At 63.4% G+C, this 18,828-nt stretch carries 16 protein-coding genes and 2 tRNA genes; 5 read left to right on the forward strand and 13 right to left on the reverse strand.

The genetic code is table 11. The annotated features are described in order from the left end of the window. Positions 1-17: 17 nt before the first annotated feature. The 11 genes from ACSSV3_RS02675 to ACSSV3_RS02725 form a co-directional block, all read right to left on the reverse strand. Entirely contained in the window at positions 18-1,064 is a 1,047-nt protein-coding gene (locus ACSSV3_RS02675; RefSeq protein ID WP_354325811.1) for a homocysteine S-methyltransferase family protein, read from the reverse strand. Next, the gene (gene metF / locus ACSSV3_RS02680) at positions 1,061-1,990 is read right to left on the reverse strand and encodes a methylenetetrahydrofolate reductase [NAD(P)H] (RefSeq protein ID WP_354325813.1); all 930 of its coding nucleotides are present in this window, start codon (positions 1,988-1,990) and stop codon (positions 1,061-1,063) included. Before metF ends, ACSSV3_RS02675 begins: the two co-directional genes overlap by 4 nt. Next, the gene (locus tag ACSSV3_RS02685) at positions 1,987-2,976 is read right to left on the reverse strand and encodes an ArsR/SmtB family transcription factor (protein WP_454184751.1); all 990 of its coding nucleotides are present in this window, start codon (positions 2,974-2,976) and stop codon (positions 1,987-1,989) included. The genes metF and ACSSV3_RS02685 overlap by 4 nt, the downstream gene beginning before the upstream one ends. Positions 2,977-3,060: 84 nt before the next feature. Further along, positions 3,061-3,408: a hypothetical protein gene (locus tag ACSSV3_RS02690; RefSeq protein WP_354325817.1), complete on the reverse strand. Its 348-nt coding sequence runs from the start codon at positions 3,406-3,408 to the stop codon at positions 3,061-3,063. Further along, positions 3,405-4,643 carry a molybdopterin-dependent oxidoreductase gene (locus tag ACSSV3_RS02695; RefSeq protein WP_354325819.1) on the reverse strand — a complete coding sequence of 413 codons (1,239 nt, stop codon included), beginning with the start codon at positions 4,641-4,643 and terminating at the stop codon, positions 3,405-3,407. The genes ACSSV3_RS02690 and ACSSV3_RS02695 overlap by 4 nt, the downstream gene beginning before the upstream one ends. Positions 4,644-4,645: 2 nt before the next feature. Continuing rightward, positions 4,646-5,272, reverse strand: a complete 627-nt coding sequence (locus ACSSV3_RS02700; protein ID WP_354325821.1) for a 3,4-dihydroxy-2-butanone-4-phosphate synthase — start codon at positions 5,270-5,272, stop codon at positions 4,646-4,648. Next, positions 5,269-5,841 carry an NADPH-dependent FMN reductase gene (locus ACSSV3_RS02705; protein ID WP_354325823.1) on the reverse strand — a complete coding sequence of 191 codons (573 nt, stop codon included), beginning with the start codon at positions 5,839-5,841 and terminating at the stop codon, positions 5,269-5,271. The genes ACSSV3_RS02700 and ACSSV3_RS02705 overlap by 4 nt, the downstream gene beginning before the upstream one ends. Then, positions 5,838-7,325: a glycerol-3-phosphate dehydrogenase gene (locus tag ACSSV3_RS02710; protein WP_354325825.1), complete on the reverse strand. Its 1,488-nt coding sequence runs from the start codon at positions 7,323-7,325 to the stop codon at positions 5,838-5,840. The genes ACSSV3_RS02705 and ACSSV3_RS02710 overlap by 4 nt, the downstream gene beginning before the upstream one ends. Then, the gene (locus ACSSV3_RS02715; protein WP_354325827.1) at positions 7,325-8,416 is read right to left on the reverse strand and encodes a YeiH family protein; all 1,092 of its coding nucleotides are present in this window, start codon (positions 8,414-8,416) and stop codon (positions 7,325-7,327) included. The genes ACSSV3_RS02710 and ACSSV3_RS02715 overlap by 1 nt, the downstream gene beginning before the upstream one ends. Positions 8,417-8,521: 105 nt before the next feature. Then, complete coding sequence (locus ACSSV3_RS02720; RefSeq protein ID WP_354325829.1) at positions 8,522-9,787, reverse strand: MFS transporter; 1,266 nt, start codon at positions 9,785-9,787, stop codon at positions 8,522-8,524. 112 nt (positions 9,788-9,899) lie between these two features. Continuing rightward, a complete protein-coding gene (locus ACSSV3_RS02725; RefSeq protein ID WP_354325831.1) occupies positions 9,900-12,233 on the reverse strand; it encodes a TonB-dependent receptor in 2,334 nt (777 codons plus the stop codon). Positions 12,234-12,335: 102 nt separating this feature from the next. Between ACSSV3_RS02725 and ACSSV3_RS02730 the strand changes: the two genes are divergently transcribed. From ACSSV3_RS02730 to ACSSV3_RS02745, 4 genes are all read left to right on the forward strand, one after another. Beyond that, complete coding sequence (locus ACSSV3_RS02730) at positions 12,336-14,396, forward strand: alpha-glucosidase (protein ID WP_354325833.1); 2,061 nt, start codon at positions 12,336-12,338, stop codon at positions 14,394-14,396. Next, a complete protein-coding gene (locus tag ACSSV3_RS02735) occupies positions 14,393-15,406 on the forward strand; it encodes a LacI family DNA-binding transcriptional regulator (RefSeq protein ID WP_354325835.1) in 1,014 nt (337 codons plus the stop codon). Before ACSSV3_RS02730 ends, ACSSV3_RS02735 begins: the two co-directional genes overlap by 4 nt. After that, positions 15,399-16,328, forward strand: coding sequence for an aldo/keto reductase (locus tag ACSSV3_RS02740; protein WP_354325837.1), 930 nt, complete (start codon positions 15,399-15,401; stop codon positions 16,326-16,328). The genes ACSSV3_RS02735 and ACSSV3_RS02740 overlap by 8 nt, the downstream gene beginning before the upstream one ends. Before the next feature lie 131 nt (positions 16,329-16,459). Further along, a complete protein-coding gene (locus tag ACSSV3_RS02745) occupies positions 16,460-17,545 on the forward strand; it encodes an LLM class flavin-dependent oxidoreductase (RefSeq protein WP_354325839.1) in 1,086 nt (361 codons plus the stop codon). Between the two features lie 141 nt (positions 17,546-17,686). Here ACSSV3_RS02745 and ACSSV3_RS02750 read toward each other — a convergent pair. Together ACSSV3_RS02750 and ACSSV3_RS02755 are read right to left on the reverse strand one after the other, a co-directional pair. Next, positions 17,687-17,762, reverse strand: a tRNA-Thr gene (locus tag ACSSV3_RS02750). Positions 17,763-17,812: 50 nt separating this feature from the next. After that, positions 17,813-17,886 (reverse strand) — tRNA-Cys (locus ACSSV3_RS02755). A gap of 151 nt (positions 17,887-18,037) precedes the next feature. On the opposite strand from ACSSV3_RS02755, the gene ACSSV3_RS02760 reads away from it, so the two are divergent. Next, positions 18,038-18,817 carry an acyl-CoA thioesterase gene (locus ACSSV3_RS02760; RefSeq protein ID WP_354325841.1) on the forward strand — a complete coding sequence of 260 codons (780 nt, stop codon included), beginning with the start codon at positions 18,038-18,040 and terminating at the stop codon, positions 18,815-18,817. Positions 18,818-18,828 lie beyond the last annotated feature (11 nt).

Raw genomic sequence — 18,828 nt, forward strand, 5'->3', positions numbered from 1 at the left:
TTGTCTTTCAGGTCAATTCAGGCCGCAACTGTGAACGGCTCAAGCCCCGCCAGCCGCATGGCAGGCGCTGGATGCGGCACTTCGCGGGGTTTCGATGCTGCCACCGCCTTGGCAATCGCGGCGATATGGTCAGGCGTCGATCCGCAGCACCCGCCAAGGATGTTGACCTGTCCGTGATCGGCCCAATCCGCCACTAGCCCGGCGGTCGTCTCCGGCGCTTCGTCATATTCGCCCAGCTCGTTGGGTAGCCCCGCGTTGGGATAGATCATCAACAGCGTATCGGCGATCTGCGAGAGCACCTTGACGTGCGGGCGCAATTGTTCAGCACCAAAGCTGCAATTGAGGCCGATGGTGAGCGGCTTGGCATGGCGCACCGCATACCAGAATGCCTCGACCGTATGGCCCGACAGGTTGCGGCCCGAAAGATCGGTCAGCGTCATCGAGATCATCAGCGGAATGTCGCGCCCGGTGTCACGCTCCAACTGCTTGACCGCCATGACCCCGGCCTTGGCGTTCAAGGTATCGAATACGGTTTCGATCAGGATAAAGTCAACCCCGCCTTCAATCAGTGCGGCGGCCTGATCTTTATAAACCGCGACCAGTTCATCGAAGGTGATTTCGCGGAAACCGGGGTCTTCGACATCGGGGCTTAAGGACAGCGTCTTGTTGGTCGGCCCGATCGCGCCTGCAACGAACCGGGGCTTGCCGTCCTTCGCCGCATATTCATCCGCCAGAGCGCGCGCGATTCTGCCGCTGGCGATGTTGATGTCCGCAACCAGATGTTCGGCCTTGTAATCGGCCTGGCTGATCGCGTTGGCCGAAAAGGTGTTGGTCGAGACAATGTCCGATCCCGCGTCCAGATAGGCCCGCGTGATATCCGCAATCACATCCGGGCGGGTCAGCGCGAGGATATCATTATTGCCCTTCTGATCGGCGGGCAGGCCAAGGGTGCCGGCGTAATCCGCCTCGCTCAATTTGCGGTTCTGGATCTGCGTGCCGAATGCGCCGTCAAAGATCAGCACACGGTCTTTGGTGGCGGCGAGCAGACGTTCACGCGCGCTCATGCGGCTTCTCCAACAGGACGTTTGCCGAGCAGGTGGCAAATCGCATAGGCCAGTTCGGGGCGGTTGAGGGTGTAGAAGTGGAAATCGCGCACGCCCCCTGCATAAAGGCGGCGGCAAAGTTCTGCGGCGACTGTGGCGGCGACCAGTTGGCGCGCGGCGGGCTTTTCATCCAGCCCTTCGAACAATCCGTCCATCCACGCCGGGATCGCCGCCCCGCAGGCGCCAGCGAATTTGCGCGCCTGCGCGACATTGGTGACAGGGAGGATGCCCGGCAGGATCGGCGCATCGATGCCTGCCGCAGCGCATTGATCGCGGAAAGCGAAGAAAGTTTCGGCGGAGAAGAAGAACTGGCTGATCGCGCGGGATGCCCCTGCGTCCAGTTTGCGCTTCAGGTTATCGATGTCGGATTGCGGGCTTGTCGCATCGGGGTGGGTTTCGGGATAGGCGGCGACCGAAATGTCGAAATCGGCGATGTCCTTCAGCCCTGCGACCAGCTCTGCCGCGCTGGCATAGCCTTCGGGGTGCGGGGTGAAGGGCGCGCCGGGCTCACCTGCATCGCCGCGCAGCGCGACGATATGGCGCACGCCAGCGTCCCAATATTGTTCCGCCACTTCGCGGATGTCCGCCTTTGACGCAGCCACGCAGGTGAGGTGCGCGGCGGCGGGCAATCCAGCTTCGGCGATGATCCGCGCAACCGTGGCGTGGGTGCGTTCACGCGTCGATCCGCCCGCGCCGTAAGTGACCGAGACAAAGCTGGGGCCGAGCGGTTTCAACTGTGTCACCGCGTCCCACAATTGCGCTTCCATCTTTTCGCTTTTCGGCGGGAAGAATTCAAAGCTCACTGCCACGTCGCCGGGAAGACCGGAAAACAGCGGCGCATCGGTGGCGGTGCGGTATTCGTGAAGCTGGTCGAGGGTCGGGGTCATCGGGCGGTTTCCGTGGCGGCGGTTCTGGAAGCGGCATCTGCGCGGCGTTTGGCGATCCAGATCTTGACGATCAACTCGCCCCCTTCGAGCGCGATTGGCGCGGCCGCGGTAAACCCGGCGGCGCGCAACAGATCGGCCATCTGGCGATTCCCAAAGCCCAGCCGCGCGTGCTGATGGCGGGTGCGCAGTTCCTCGTGGTCGTGGCTGGCGAAATCGACGATTGCAATGCGCCCGCCTGCGCGCAGCACCCGCGCCGCTTCGGCCAGCGCCGGGGCGGGATCGGTGGCGAAATGCAGCACCTGATGCAGCAGCACGGTATCGAAACTGGCATCGCCATGCGGCAAATCGGCAAAATCACCCTGCACCAATTCGATCTGCGCGGTCGGCAGGTGTTGCAGTTTCGCCCGCGCCACCCGCAGCATTTCGAGGTTCTTGTCGAGCGCGACGATGCGTTCGGCCTGTCCGGCGAACAGTTCCGCCATGCGCCCGGTGCCGGTGCCGATATCGAGCACCGCGCCCAGCGGCGCATCGGCAAGCGCAGCGGCTAGCGCCTGCTCAACTTCGGCATCAGGACTGTGGAGCGCGCGCAGATCATCCCATTCGCTGGCGTGACGCGCGAAATAGACTTCCGCTGCTGTCTCACGCGCGGCGCGGATCGCGGCGAGTTTGCGCCGGTCAACCTCGCACAATTCGGCAAAGGCAGGCTCTGCGGATTCGGCAATCGCTAACAGCGCCTGCGCGGCTTCGATGATCGGCGCGGCGGCGCCTTCGGCATCGGCTTGCCGCAGAAACACCCAGCTGCCTTCGCGGCGGCGTTCGGCCAGCCCCGCATCGCACAGAATGCCAACGTGGCGCGATACGCGCGGCTGGCTTTGCCCCAGCACCTGCGCCAATTCGCCCACCGCCAGTTCCATCGTGCCCAGCAGCCGCGCAATGCGTAGCCTGGTCGGATCGCCCAGCGCCTTGAAGATATCCTCGATCACCATCGCAGATATCATATAAAGATATTTTTATATGTGTAAATCGTCCCTGCAGGGATTCGCGCCAAATGCGCGGCCAGCGACGCTAAATCACTGCCCCGCCGCCGACCCGCCGGGGTTGGTAGCCTGCGCGGCCTGCACCGCGACGAAATAGTCGACGATGTCGGGGATCGCCTTTTCATCCACCGGGGCCTTGTAGGTCTCGATCATCTTGCCGATGATCGATTCCCACTTCGCGCGCGGAACCTGCGGCTGTTGCAGCATGGTTGATGGCGAATGGCAGGCTGTGCAATTTTCCACCACCGCCTGCAAGCCGGGGCCGGGTGGCAGTTCGGCGGGATCATCGGGCAAGGTAATCGCCGCATCGGCAAACACCACGTCCGGCCTGCTGTCACAGCCTGCCAACAGGACTGCAAGGATGATCGCCCAATGTTTCATTGCGCCCTCAAGCTGATACGTTCGATGACATTGCGGGCATAGCCGCTCGGGTTCCACGCCTGTTCGGCGGGCTGCGTTATCCCGTTGGCATTGGTGGCGCGCGCGCCGATTTGCGTCAGATCGCCGGTCACTTCAGGAATGCGCAGCGACCAGCGCCGGAAGCCGTATGTGCCTTCATCCGGGCCAAGTTCGCACGGCAATTCCAGCCCCGCACCCACCAGATCGACTTTGGCGAGCGCCGCGTCGCCGCCCATCGCAATCCCGCGCAGTTCCAACGGCTGACCCAGCGCGATGATCGCGCCATCGGCATGGCTGGTGATGAAGGAGCGCGGCGGCATGACGCTGACCGGGACCGTTTCGAAACCCTTGTCCTGCGGCGTTACCGGGGCAACCGGAACCCGATATGTCTTGGCGACGTAGTAGCTATCATCATCGCCGGTCAGCACTTCGATGGTGCTGAGCATCTTGACCCAATAGGTCGAAAACCACCCCGGCACCACGATCCGCAGCGGGTATCCGTGCAGCAGCGGCAGCGGTTCGCCGTTCATGCCCCATGCCACCAGCACATCATCGCGCATGGCGATATCGATCGGGATCGATTTGATGAATTGCGGCGCGCCGTCCACCATCGGCACATCCAGCCCGGCAAAGCGCACGCGCGCGGCGCCATCGGCCACGCCTGCTTTGGCCAGCACATCCTTCAACCGCACCCCGGTCCAGCGCGCGCAGCCCATCGCGCCATTGCCCCACTGGCCTCCGGTGACGCGCGGCTGTGAAAACCCGCGGCCATTGCCCGCGCATTGGTTGATCGCGACCACATCGACATGATCGCCCGCATTGGCGATATCATCCAGCGTCAGCGACACCGGCTGCCGCACCGCGCCGCCCACCGCCACGCGGTGTGCAGCGGCGTTGATCTGGGTCGGCATGTCCCAGTTCCAGCGCACGAAGAACCGGTCATTGGGAGTGATCGTGCCCTGATCGAACACCGCCATCGGGGTTTCGAGCACCGGGGGGCGGACGCGATGGACGACCATTTCGCCCTTGCCCGGAAATCGCGGGGTAAGCGGACGCTCGCTCGGCCCGCCGGGCAGGCCGAGGTCGATCATCCCGTCACCGATCAGGCGCTGTGCCAGCACCGGCGCGGCCAATACACCGCCGCCCGCTCCGGCCAGCAACGCACGGCGGGTCAACCGGGATCGCGCCGTGCCATTCGCATCTTTGCCGTCCGCCATCGTCACGCCCTTTCTGCGCCCGCGTTTTCGATCCGCGCGAGCAAGGTGCCAATATCGGCCACCGCCAGCCCGTGATCGCGCAGCAGATCGCCAATATCATCGATCCGCGCCATTTCGCCATCATCGCGCATTATCGAACAGATCACCGCCGCATCGCCAGCATCTGCCAGCCGCGCCAGTTCAATCGACGCCTCAACCGCCGAAGGCCGCGCCAGCACCCCGCCTGTCTGCGCAATCAGCGGGAAGACATGGCCGGGCGAATGGATATCGGCCGCGCTTGATCCCGGCGCAATCGCGACTGCGACCGTGTGGGCGCGGTCAGCGGCGGAAATGCCGGTGGAAACCCCGCTCGCCGCTTCAATCGATCGGGCAAAGGGCCGCCCGGTCTGGCGATGCGTTCCCGGATTGATCAGGCTCAGGCTCAGCCGCTTGGCCAGTTCTGGCGTGATCGACAGACAGATCAGCCCGCGCCCGTGAGTGGCCATGAAATTGATCGCTGCGGGGGTGACGTGGCGGGCAGCGATCATCAGATCAAGATCGCCGCCACGCAGCCGGTCGCCCGCCAGCACCACGATCCGGCCTGCGGCAATATCGGCCAATGCCTGATCGAAAGCAGTATCGGCGTTCACCGCAGCTCCCTCCCGGCGGCAAAGCTGCGTGCGCCCAGCACCACCTGCTTGCCCACCAGCTCCAATTGCCCGCGCGCGCGTTCATCCAGGCATTCGCCATCGGGCGAAAACAGTCCGCGATAGGTGCGGATGGTGGCGCCCATCGGGGTCGGCCAGCCGCGCAGGGCATGGGTGATCGCGCGCATCGTCAACAGCGTGCTCATCGACGCCTGATCGCCAAACGCGGTCGCGATCAGACCAACCGCGCGCCCATCAAGATAGGGGCGTTCATCGCGGGCGAGATCTTCAAGGTAATCGAGCGCGTTCTTGACCACGCCGGAGATAGTGCCGTGGTAGCCGGGCGCAGCGATCAGCAATCCATCGGCCTCACGCACGGCGGCAACCATTTCCGCCCCGCATGACGCATCATGCGTCGGGCCGAGATAGTGCGGCAGCGCGGTGAGATATTCGCCGCCGAACACCTGCACCGTCGCCCCTTCGCCAGCCGCAATGCTGGCGGCAAGCCGCAGCACCTGTTCGGTCGTGCTGCCGGGATTGACCGTGCCGCCAAGGGCCACGATGGTGGTCATGATAATGCCGTCCTTTCGGTGATATATTGGGCCAGCCGCGCGGTTTGTTCCGGCGTGAAATGCAGGCCAAGCTTGGTGCGCCGCCACAACACATCCTCGGCAGTGCGCGCCCATTCGGTATCGATCAGATAATCGACTTCAGTAGCGGTCAGCCCGTGACCGAAATCCTCGCCCAGATCGGCCGGGTTGGTAGCCGCGCCAAGGATTGCCCATGCGCGGGTGCCGTATAGCCGGATCAGGCGCGCTGCCTGTTGCGGGCCGATGAAGGGGTAGGCATCGGCCAGTTCGCGCGCTTTGGCCGGGGCTTCATCACGCCCGAAATCACCGCCGGGCAGCGGCGCGCCGTGCGTCCATTCCGGGCCATCGAGTGCAGGGCACAGCGGCGCGAGGCGTTCAATCGCTTCGGAGGCGAGGTGGCGGTAGGTGGTGATCTTGCCGCCGAACACCGACAGCAGCGGTGCCTCACCTGCGCCGCCATCTAGTTCAAAGCGATAACCGCGCGTCGCCGCCTCGGGCCTGCCCGAACCATCATCGACCAGCGGGCGCACGCCCGAATAGGTCCACACCACATCATCGGGCGTGATCGGGGTGCGGAAATATTCGGAGGCTCCTGCGCACAGGTAAGCGATTTCATCGGCGCTGGCGCGCACCTCATCCAGCCCGGCGGTGTGATCGACATCGGTGGTGCCGATCAGGGTGAAATCCTGTTCATAGGGGATGGCAAAGAAGATGCGCCCATCGGGCAGCTGGAAGAAATAGGCGAAATCGTGGTCGAATATCTTGCGCACCACGATATGCGAACCGCGCACCAACCGCATCCGCTGGCTGGTCGGTTCACCCGCCTGTCCTAGCACGTCCAGCACGCGCGGCCCGGCGGCGTTGACCACACAGCGCGCCCGGAACTGTTCGCCGCCAGCGGTAATCAGCCAGCTATCGCCCTGCCGGGTGAGCGCCGTCACTTCGCAGCGGGTGCGGATATCCGCGCCGCGATCCGCCGCATCGCGTGCGTTCAGCACCACCAGACGCGCATCATCGACCCAGCCATCCGAATAGGCAAAGGCGCGGGTATATTCGGGTTTTAGCGGCGCGCCCGCCGGGTGGTTGGCCAACTTCACCGACTGCGTGGGCGGCAAGTGCTTGCGCCCGCCGATATGGTCATACAGGAACAACCCCAGCCGCAGCAGCCAGCGCGGGCGCAGGCCGGGGCGGTGCGGCAGGATGAACCGCAAAGGCCAGATGATATGCGGGGCAATGCCCCACAGCACTTCGCGTTCGCTCAAGGATTCGCGCACCAGCGCAAATTCATAATGCTCAAGATAGCGCAGCCCGCCGTGGATCAGCTTGGTCGACGATGACGAGGTGCCCTCAGCCAGATCGCCGCGTTCAAGCAGCAGCACCCGCGCCCCGCGCCCCGCGGCATCGCGGGCGATCCCTGCGCCGTTCACCCCGCCGCCGATTACCGCAAGATCATAGGTCTGTTCCATCACACCGCCCATTTCGCAAAGGCCAGCGCCACGCCAAGCGAAGCGATGGTCGCCGCCAGCACCGGCATAACCGAGCGCCAGCCCAGTTGCAGCAGCAGATCGGTGCGAGTGCGCATCGCGGTTGCAGTCACCGCCAGCAGCAGCAGCGTCTTGGACGCGATCAGCGCATTGTCCGCAACCACGGCGGGCAAGCTGAGCAATGAATTGACCCCGACCAGCGCAAGGAAAGCGAGAATGAAGCCCGGCAGCATCGGCACCCGCGCACCCGTGCCTGCATCCGCCACCGGATGCGCGCGCGCAATCCACAGCGCCGCCAGTGTCACCAGCGGGGCCAGCAACGCCACCCGGGTCAGTTTGACCACGGTCGCCTGCGCCCCGGCGGAATCGGACACGGCAAAGCCAGCGCCGATCGCCTGCGCGACATCATGGATCGACGCGCCGACCAGAAATCCCGCCTGCGCATCGTTGAAACCCAGCATCTGGGTCAGCGCCGGATAGGTGGTCAGCGCAATTGCCGATGCCGCAGCCAGAATCACCAGCGTCAGCGTGAATTGCGCCTGATCGATCCGTTCGCGCCCGATCACGCCATACAGCGCCAGCGCCGCAGACGCGCCGCAGATCGCCGTCGCGCCGCCCGCCAACAGCCCCACCGACGCGCTTTGTCTGGTGGCCCGCGCCGCCAGCAGCGCGGCGATTACCGCCGCCGACATCACCAACGCAAGGCCGAGAAACGGCACCGCCCCCATCGCGGCCACCTGCATCGCTGTCACCTGAAAGCCGAGCAGCACGATCCCGACCCTGAGACCATGGCGCGATGCGGCGTCCAGCCCCGCATGGGTGCGCGCATCACCAGCCGCGAAATTGAGCGCAAGCCCGATCAACAGACCGGCAAGGATGACCGGGACACCATAATTCTGGCTGAGCCACGCGGCAGCGGCGCTGGCGATAATGCAGATTGCCAGACCGGGCACGAACCGGGAAAGCGGCTCGCGCGCCGCCGCCGGGGCCGCCGCGGCCGTATCGGCCAGCATGATTTCCCCGAACAGATCGCCCGCATAGGCATCAAAGTCAGGCCGCCGCTTGTCGATCATGTCAAACTGACCATGCGCATCGTGTTCCGGAAAGCCTCGCCCATGTTTTCTGTCCTACGGTGTCACACCATTAGGCCGCACACCATCTGAATGCAACCGCACCGCTCATACAGCCGCGCCCAGCGCGCCTTCATCGCGGCGGATGGTTGGCAATAGCCACTGGAACCACGCCAACGCAATCAGATAGGAGCTGGCCGCGAACACGAACAGCGGCACGAACCCGAACCCGGCATCCAGCACCCGGCCCGCGATCAGGCTGATCGCCACCCCGCCCATATTGCCCATGAATGCGCCAAATGCCGTTACCCGGCCCACCTTGGCATTGGGCACAACATCGGTGATGGTTGAGAAGAGCGACAGCGAAAAGCCCTGATGCCCCGCCATCACCACGCCGATCATGCAGGCCACCGGCCAGAACGAATTAAGCTCCAGCACCAATGGCAGCGGCGCCACCATCAGCGCCGATATCAGCATCACCCCCTTGCGCACGCGGTTGACCCCCCAGCCGCGTTCAAGCAGCCGGGTCGATCCCCAACCCGCCAGCAACGCGCCCAGCCCCGATCCGGCAAAGGCAATCGCCAGCGGCACGCCCAGTTCGATCGTCGAAAGGCCGAACTCCTTGCGGTAATAATCCGCCAACCAGAAATTGATGAACCACCACGTCATGTCGGATAACGCCTTGGCCCCGACGATGGCCCAGGTCTTGCGGTTGGTCAGGATCGGGCCGTATCCGGCGGCGTCGCCGCCGCTATCAGTGGGTGCTTCGTCAACGGTGCGTTCGCGCAGCTGGCTGAGCCCGCGCGCGAGCCAAATCCATGCGAGCAGCGAAATGAACCCGCCGATCCCGCCCGCCACCAGCGCGCCGCGCCAGCCCACTGTCAACGCCAGCGCCGGGATCACGAACGGCATCGCAATCGTGCCAGCACCCGCCAGCATCGTCGCAAACCCGAACGCGAAGGATCGCTGGTTCGGCGGAAACAGCGTCGCCACCGTCTTGATGGTCAGCGGGGTCTGCACCGCCTCTGTCAGCCCCAGCCCGATCCGCGCCGTCACCACCTGCCACGTGGTTATCGCCCAGCCATGCGCCATCGCAGCCACGCTCCACGCCGATGCGCCGACCTGCATCGAACGGTTCACGCCCAGCCGGTCAACCAGCCAGCCGGTGAACAGAAACGCAAAGGCTGCGGAAAATTGCGTGACCGCCGCCAGATCACCGAAATCACTGTCGCTCCAGCCGAAATCCGCCATCATGTCGGGTTTGAGGATGGCGATGATCGGGCGATCCATCGCGTTGAACACCCCGGCGATGCACAACACCGTGAACAGCGACCAGCGCAGACGGCTGGACAGGGGTGAAGATTGTGCGGCCATCACAGGCTCCTAGCTGGAAGAAGAGGGGCGGGACAAGCGTGGCCGGACAAGACAAGGGCCGCCAGATCGCTCTGGCGGCCCTGTTCTTATCATGCGACCAGAAGGCGCTCCATCACATACGGGCGCGCAGGCTGACCCCGACATAACGATCCGCCTCACGCGGGATTTGCAGACGCTGGCCATTGCCAACGTTCAGCAGCGCAAAGCTTTCATCGGTGATGTTGCGGATATGGAAGGTCAGGCGATAATTGTCATCCGGATCCGAAAAACCGACTGACGCGTTCCAGATGCCGTAGCCATCAAGCGGGCCGCTTTCACCAAGATCGGAGAATTGCGAGCTCAAGTGGCGGAAGTCGGTATCAAGATGCAGGCCAAAGCCGCCAAGGTCGGCTTCGTAACTGGCACCCAGAGTATAGGTGAACTTGGGAGCCAGCGGGAGCCTGGTGCCGTTGCGGGCATCAGGCGCGTTGGTAATCGGATTGGGATTGAATTCCTTCACCTTGGCATCGGCATAGGCGCTGCTTGCCCGCAGGGTCAGCCCACTGACTGGCACCACGACAAGATCGGCTTCAAAACCTTCGGTCTTGACCGTGCCCGCATTGGTCAGGTTGGTGATGATCGTGCCGTTCAGATTGACGAAATTGTTGGCCTGGAACCCATCATATTCAACCGTGAACGCGGCAAGGTTGAGCTGCACGCGATTATCGAGGAACTGCGATTTGATCCCCGCTTCGAATGCGTCGGAGGTCTCGGCATCGATCGGCACCGCATTATTGGGAGCGGTGTGATTGAAAAACACGTTGAAGGCCGGGCCCTTATACCCGCGCGTATAGCTGGTATACAGCATGATGTCGTCTGCTGCATAAACCTGCAAAACGGCCTTGCCCGACAGGTTGCCGTTGGTGCTGGAACCGGTTGACAGGTTCGTGCCATTGCCGCCGCTGGCGATCGTGCCGCCCGCCGGGTTACCCGACACGCCCGGCCCGGTTGCAGGCAGGCCGGTAGCAGCGTTGACGCCCGGAGCGCGGAAATGGCTAAACTCCAGATCATCCCATGTATAACGCAGCCCCCCGGTCAGCGCGATCATATCACTGAAACGGTAGGTTGCCTGACCAAACACGGCATAGTTTTCCGATGTAACATCGCTGTCCGAAGTTGCAGTGGGGAAAATCGTGTTGACCGTGTCCGCAAGGTTGCACGGCTGGCCGCCCGTAAGCGGATCAACCGGCAGTGTCGAACTGGCGCAAGTAACGACTTCGCGCGTGAACTGCTGCTCATTGTCTGATCGCCAGGCAAATGCCCCGACCTGATAGAAAAAGTCCTCTGATGTGTCCGACGCCAACCGCACTTCGAGCGAATATTGCTCGGTCTTCACCGTGCCGTCATCGTGCAGTTCAGCAGTGCCGACCAGCGCGCGCGGCAGGAAATCGCCTTCACGAATTTCGCGGTTTTTCCAGTTGCGATAGCCCGCGACAAAGCTCAGCGTGTGGCTGTTGAAAACATCAAAGTCACCCGATGCGGTCAGGCTCCACTGTTCGTCGCGGGTCTCGGTGACCAGATTGTGGTTGACGTAGCGCTGATCGAGCCCCTGCGCCACGCCGCCAGGCAGGCCAAGCTCGGCATCCAGCACCGCACCACGGCTGACCGTGGTGATATCGGCGCAGCAATCATCATCCGCCTTGAAGTAATCAGCGATCAGGCGGATTTTTGCCGAACCATTGTCGTAATCGACGATCCCGCGTGCGCCATAATGTTCATACCCGTTCACGTCTTCTTCCTGCCCGCCGAAGACGTTGGTGATGTTGCCATCATAGGTGCCGTAAAATCCGGTGATGCGGCCACTGAGGTTTTCACCCAGCGGGCCGGAAATTGCCGCGCGAAGGCGATATTCATTGCCTTCAAACCATTCGGCGCGCGCTTCAGCCTCCAGAGTGTCAGTGCCACCCTTGGAAACCATGTTGACGAGGCCCGCCGAAGCGTTTTTGCCGAACAGGGTGCCCTGCGGCCCACGCAGAACTTCGATCCGTTCGAGATCGACAAGATCCATGAACGCCTGACCAGAACGTGACAGCACGACTCCGTCGACAACGGTGGACACACTGGGTTCGGCAGCAATCGAGAAAGTGATCGTGCCCACGCCGCGCATCACAATCGCGCTGTTGGCGCTGGTGGTGCCCTTGCGGAAGGTTACCGATGGAACCAGCCGGGTCAGCCCTTCAAGGCTGGTGGTGCCGGTTTGCTCGAGTCGGTCAGCGGTGATTGCGGTGATCGCAATCGGCACATCCTGAACATTTTCAGATACTTTTTGTGCAGTTACAAGGATTTCGGCAATGCCGCCGGTGTCCTCTGCTTCATCCTGCGCGAGCGCCGGAGCGGCGTACATCAGCGCCAGCGAACTGGCGGAAACTGCAAGCGCTTTAAGCGCAATTCTGGTGGTGACGGACATATTGCTCTCTCCCCTCAAACCTGATCAACTCATTTGACGATCGTCAGATCATCGCCCGTGCGGTCGATCTTTGGACGCTTGAGTTGCGCTTTCTGTCGCTGTATGTCAAGCGGTGTCAGAAAGCACCAATATGGGGAGTTAAGGGCGTTGGCGTCGCAGTTGGCTGCACTTCAGGATGGATTCGCCCTGTTGCTGGGCGGGCATTCTATTGTCAGTCACAGGTCTGGTTTACCTGCCATTGCAATCGGTTCAGGCGACCCAAAGGTCGCGATGGTGCGCGGCAATTTCCGGCTCGGCGATGGGCTGCGTCCCGCAGCGCGACTTACCCAATGCGCCCGCGCTGGTGACGGGTTTGTGCTCTCCAGCCTCAATGAAACCGCGCAGGTGGCGGCGCGAATCGCGCCGGATGGCGGGCGGCTCAGCCTTAAGACGCTGACCCCGCATGATCGCATCACCATCGATTTCAACCTCGGCGCGGGTGATGTGCTGTGGGGCGGCGGAGAGCAGATGAGCTATCTTGCGCTCAATGGCCGCCGCTTTCCGATCTGGACGAGCGAGCCGGGCGTCGGGCGCGAACCCGGCACAGCACTGACCGATCAGGCCAGCGCCGATGGCTCGTTTGCGGGCGGGGATTACTGGACCACCAATTACCCCGAACCGACGGTGCTGTGTTCGGCGGGCTGGGCGCTGAGCCTCGCCAATGCCGACTATTGCGAGCTGGACGCGACCGAGCCCGGACGGCTGCGCATCCACGTCTGGTCAGGCGAGGTCGCGATTGATCTGTTTGAGGGCGATCCTGCTGATCTGGTGCGCCAGTTGGGCGCGCGGTTCGGCCCGCGTCAGCCGCTGCCTGAATGGGCACTCGGCGGCGCGATGGTGGGGCTTAAAGACGGGACGAACAGCTTTGACCGGCTCGAACGCCTGATCGATGCAGGCGCGGCCGTATCGGGGCTGTGGTGCGAAGACTGGGTCGGCTTGCGCGAAACCAGCTTTGGCCGCCGCCTGTTCTGGGACTGGCAATGGAACCCTAAACGCTATCCCGCCCTGCCCGATCGCATCGCCGCGCTGAAAGCGCGCGGCATCCGGTTTATGGGCTATGTGAACCCCTATCTCGCGGTTGATGGCCCGCTTTACGCTGAAGCCGCGGCAAAGGGATTTTTCGCGCGCCGGCTGGATTCTGACGCCCCCTATCTGGTCGATTTCGGCGAGTTCGACGCGGGCGTGGTCGATTTCACCAACCCCGCGGCTGCGGACTGGTTCGCCGAGGAGGTGATCGGCAAGCGAATGCTCGATTTCGGGCTGGACGGATGGATGGCCGATTTTGGCGAATATATGCCGGTCGATCTCAGGCTCCACGATGGCGATCCGATGCAGGAACACAACCGCTGGCCGGTGCGCTGGGCCGAGGTCAACGCGCGCGCCGTCGCCTCGCGCGGGCGCAGCGGCGATGTGCTGTGGTTCATGCGCGCCGGGCATACCGGGGTGCAGGCGCATTGCCCATTGTTGTGGGCGGGCGATCAATCGGTCGATTTCAGCCGCCATGACGGCATCGGCACGGTGATCACCGCCGCGCTGTCATCCGGGCTTGTCGGCAATGCCTTTAGCCATTCGGACGTTGGCGGCTATACCAGCCTGTTCGGCAATGTGCGTGAGCCCGAATTGTTGCTGCGCTGGTATGAACTGGGCGCGTTCAGCCCGGTAATGCGCACGCATGAGGGCAACCGGCCTGACGATAACCTGCAGATCGACTCAACCCCCGAACTGATCGCAGGCTTCGTCCGCTGGAGCCGGATTCACGCCGCGCTCGCTCCCTATGCGGCGCAGCTGGTGGCCGAAGCGCAGGCCAGCGGCCTACCCGCCATGCGCGCGCTGTTTCTGCACTATCCGCAAGACCGCCAAACTTTCACGATTCAGGATCAATTCCTGTATGGGGCCGACATGATGGTGGCACCAGTAATCGAAAAGGGGGCGGCGATGCGGCGGGTCTATCTACCGGGTGATAGCGGACAGGAATGGAGCCATCTGTGGACGGGTGAGGCCTTTGCGCCCGGCTGGCATGACGTGTCTGCGCCGCTGGGTCAGCCGCCGGTGTTCACCCGTCCGGACAGCGTGTTCGCGCCCCTGTTTGCGCAGCTGCGCGATATCGGAGGCGATCGGGCATGAGCAGAGCCAATATCCGCGATGTTGCCGCGCGCGCCGGGGTGGCGGTCAAAACCGTCAGCCGGGTGCTCAATGGCCACCCCTATGTCAGCGATACCCTGCGCGGCAAGGTTGAACAGGCGATGGCCGATCTGGACTTTCGCCCCAGCGTGGCCGCGCGCATACTGTCGGGTGCCAAGTCCAATCAGGTGGCGCTGATCTACGACAATCACAGCCCCTATTACATGTTCCAGATCCAGAAGGGGTGCTGGGATGTGTGCCACGAAAACGGCATCCGCCTACTGGCGCAGCCGGTTGACGTGGCTGACCCGCGCGTGGGCGATCAGGTGCGCGGGCTGGTGAGTGAAACCCACGTCGACGGGATCATCCTGTCATCCCCCGTGACCGATTGCGACCCGGTGCTGCGCGCGCTTGAATCGATGGACGTACCATTCGTGCGGATATCGCCGGGGACCAACCATGCGCTGACCAGTTCGGTGTTCATGGACGATGCGCAGGCCGCCGACGACATGACCACGCATCTGATCAACGCCGGCCACCGCCGCATCGGCTTTATCAAAGGCCACACCAATCACATGGCATCGGATGATCGCCTGTTCGGTTATCGCCGCGCGCTTGACCGGGTGGGCATTCCGTTTGAACCGCATCTGGTTGTCGATGGCGAATTTGATTTCGACTCGGGTGTGCGCAGCGCGCGTGCATTACTCGATCTGCCTGATCGGCCCACCGCGATCTTTGCCTCGAATGACGATATGGCGGCTGGCGTTCTGGCCGTGGCGCATGATCGCAGAATCAACGTGCCCGCCGAACTTTCGGTCGCCGGTTTCGATGATACCACGCTGGCCCGCACGGTCTGGCCGCCGCTAACCACCATCCGCCAACCGATGGCCGAACTGGCGCGCACCGCCACTGAAATTCTGATTGCGGGCGGAGATATCAACCATCGCCGCCTGCCCCACACTCTGGTGGAGCGCGCCTCTGTCGCTCCGCCCAAAGGACCATCTCATGAGTGAATTGCCCCTTCCCCCCGCCACCCGCACACTTGGCCATAGCGGCATTGCGGTGTCACCGATTGCCTGGGGCATGTGGCGCCTCGCTGAAAACGGGCGCACTGCGGTCGATGCAGCGCGGCTGGTGCACGCGGCGCTCGATGCCGGGATCACGTTCCTCGACACCGCCGACATCTATGGCTTTGATGGCCCAAGACCTGATGGGACCACCGGGTTTGGCGATGCCGAGGCGCTGCTGGGTGAAGTACTGGTTGCCGAACCCGGCTTGCGCGGGCGAATGGTGCTGGCCACCAAGGGCGGGATCCTGCCCCCGCTGCCCTATGATCAGAGCTCGGATTATCTGCGCAAGGCGATCGATGATTCGCTCACCCGGCTGAAGGTGGATCACGTTGATCTGTGGCAGATCCACCGCCCCGATATCCTCGCCCACCCGCAAGAGGTCGCCCGCGTGCTCGATGATGCGGTGGCATCGGGCAAGGTGCGCAGCCTGGGCGTGTCGAATTTCACGATGGCGCAGACCGCCGCGCTCAACCATTTTCTTGACCACAAGCTGGTGACGACCCAACCCGAAATCAGCCCGCTGCGTATCACCTGCTTTGAAAATGGCGAGCTGGATCAGGCGATGATGCTCGGCCTCACCCCGATGGCTTGGTCGCCGCTGGGAGGCGGGTTGCTGACCGCGCCCGAAACGCCGCGTGACAAGGCGGTGGCGGCTGCGCTGGACGCGGTGGCAAACGCGCAAGGGGTGTCGCGCACGGTTGCCGCCTATAGCTGGCTGATGGCGCATCCGGCGGGGATCATCCCGATCATCGGATCGCAGAACGCGGGCCGGATTGCCGAGGGCGCGGCGGCGCTGAGCGTGCGCTGGACGCGGCAGGATTGGTATGCGGTGCTGATCGCCGCGCGTGGAGTGCCACTGCCCTGATCATGAACCCCACCTCGTTCGTGCTGAGCTTGTCGAAGCACCGTCCTTCTTGAGGATGCGCGGGAAGCATGAAGTGAAGAACGGCCCTTCGACAAGCTCAGGGCGAACGGAAGTTGGATGAGGAACCGGAAATGACCCAACAATGCGAAATCGCGTGGTTTTCCGCGCTGTGCGATGATGATTACGAATTTCTCGGCGTGCCCGACAAATATCTGCAATCCAGCTGGGAGCATTGTCGCAACATCGTGCTGCGCGCCGAAGAAGGCGGGTTCGACAACATCCTGCTGCCTTCGGGCTATCAGTTGGGCCTAGATACCACCATCTTCGCCGCTGCTGTGGCAACGCAGGTGCAGCGGATCAAGCTGTTGTGGGCGACCCGGATGGGCGAAGACTGGCCGCCGCAACTGGCGCGCCGGATTGCGACGCTTGACCGCATCCTTGGCCCCAATGCGGCAGGCACCGGTGGGCGGCTGAACGTCAACATCATCTCCTCCGATCTGCCGGGCCAAAAGATGGAAAGCGGCCCGCGTTACCGCCGCGGCACCGAAATCATGAAGATCGTGCGCACGCTGCTGAACGGCGAACACCTCGATTTTCAGGGCGAGTTCTTCCAGATGAAGCTCGATCCGGCGCGCATCACCACGCTGTCGGGCAAGTGTCCGCCGTTCTATTTCGGCGGGTTGTCACACGAAGCGCGCGAATGCGCCGCCGAGGCGTGCGACGTCTATCTGATGTGGCCCGACACGATGGACAAGGTGCGCGAAAACATCGCCGACCTGCGCGAACGAGCGGCGCGCTATGGCCGGACACTCAAGTTCGGTTACCGCGCCCACGTGATCGTGCGCGAAACCGAGGATGAAGCGCGCGCCTATGCCGATCGCTTGCTGTCGAAGCTGGATGATGACGCAGGCCGCGCGATCCGCGAAAAATCGCTCGACGCCAAGAATTACGGCGTCCAGCGCCAGCAGGAATTGCGCAGCGCGGCGGATGGCGATGGCTTCGTCGAAGAAAATCTGTGGACCGGGATCGGCCGGGCGCGGTCAGGTTGCGGGGCGGCAATCGTCGGCACGCCCGATCAGGTGCTGGCCAAACTGCGCGCCTATCAGGCCGAGGGGATCGAAGCGTTCATCCTGTCAGGCTATCCCCACGCGCAGGAAGCCGACATGTTCGCCCGCCACGTGCTGCCGCATATCCAGCACGGCCCGTTGAACCTGTAAGCCCGCGAGCCACCCCAAAAGTGCCCCCGGATCGCGTGGATTTGGGGGCACCAGCAGGAACGCCAGCCGATGCCGGGAGCCATTAAATCCCATAAAAACATGGGAATTTCAAACGTCCGGCGATATCAGAAAACAGGGAAATGGTGCCGCTTACAGGACTCGAACCTGTGACCCCCGCATTACGAATGCGATGCTCTACCAACTGAGCTAAAGCGGCATATACGCGTGCTGCCCTAATTGCGGGGGGCAATGCGCGCAATGCAAAGGTGGAGGCCCGAGCCGGAATCGAACCGGCGTGCAAGGATTTGCAGTCCTCTGCGTAACCACTCCGCCATCGGGCCGAGCCATCCGGGGCATGCGTCCCGAACAGAGCGCGCGCACTAGCGATTCGCTGCGGGCTTGGCAATCTGTGTTTCGTGGGCAAGGCTTGGGGGATCGGTTGACGCAACGTCAATCTGGACGCCACGCAAACCGCACGGCAAAGCAGCGCGCATGACCATTGCCAGCCTGCTTGAACCCATCACCGGCCAGCCCGGCCCTGCCCGCCTTGCCCACGCCGCCGACTGGATGCAGGGGCGCACGCTGTATGGTGGGGCATCGGCGCTGGTGGCCTATACGATGGCGGCGCGCGCTTTTCCCGGCCTGCCGCCGCTGCGCGCCGCGCAGGTCGCATTTGTCGCGCCGGTGGGCGAAGACATTGCACTTACCGCCGAAATTATCCGGCAGGGGCGCAACGTCACGCAGGTGCGCAGCGAGATTCTGTGCGATGGCAAGGTGGTGCTTTCGGCCTTCTGGCTGTTTGGCGAAGGACGCGAAGCGAATGCGCTGCGCCCCGCCGATCCGCCCGAAAGCTGGCCGGGCGCACCTGACGCCAACGAGGTGGCGATGGGCGGGCAGGGGCCAAGCTTCATCCAGAACAATTTCGAACTGCGCTATGGTCAGGTCAAAGGCGCAGATCACGGCGCGACCGTGCGCCGCTGGGCGCGGCTGACCGAACAGCACGATCTCGACCCGGTGTCGAAACTGGTGCTGATGGGCGACGTCATGCCCCCGGGCGCGATGCGGGCGATGCGTCGGATTGGCCCGATCAGTTCAATCAACTGGTCGTTCAATGTGCTCGACCCCGAAACCCGTTCGCCGGGCGGCTGGTATCTGGCCGAGAACGCCAGCCAGCACGCCGATAGCGGCTATTCATCCGAACGGCTGCGAATGTGGGATGCGGACGGGCGGCAGGTGCTCGACGGGGTTCAGTGCGTGGCGGTGTTCGGGTAAGCGCGCGCCGT

This window comes from Porphyrobacter sp. MBR-49 (assembly GCF_053628655.1).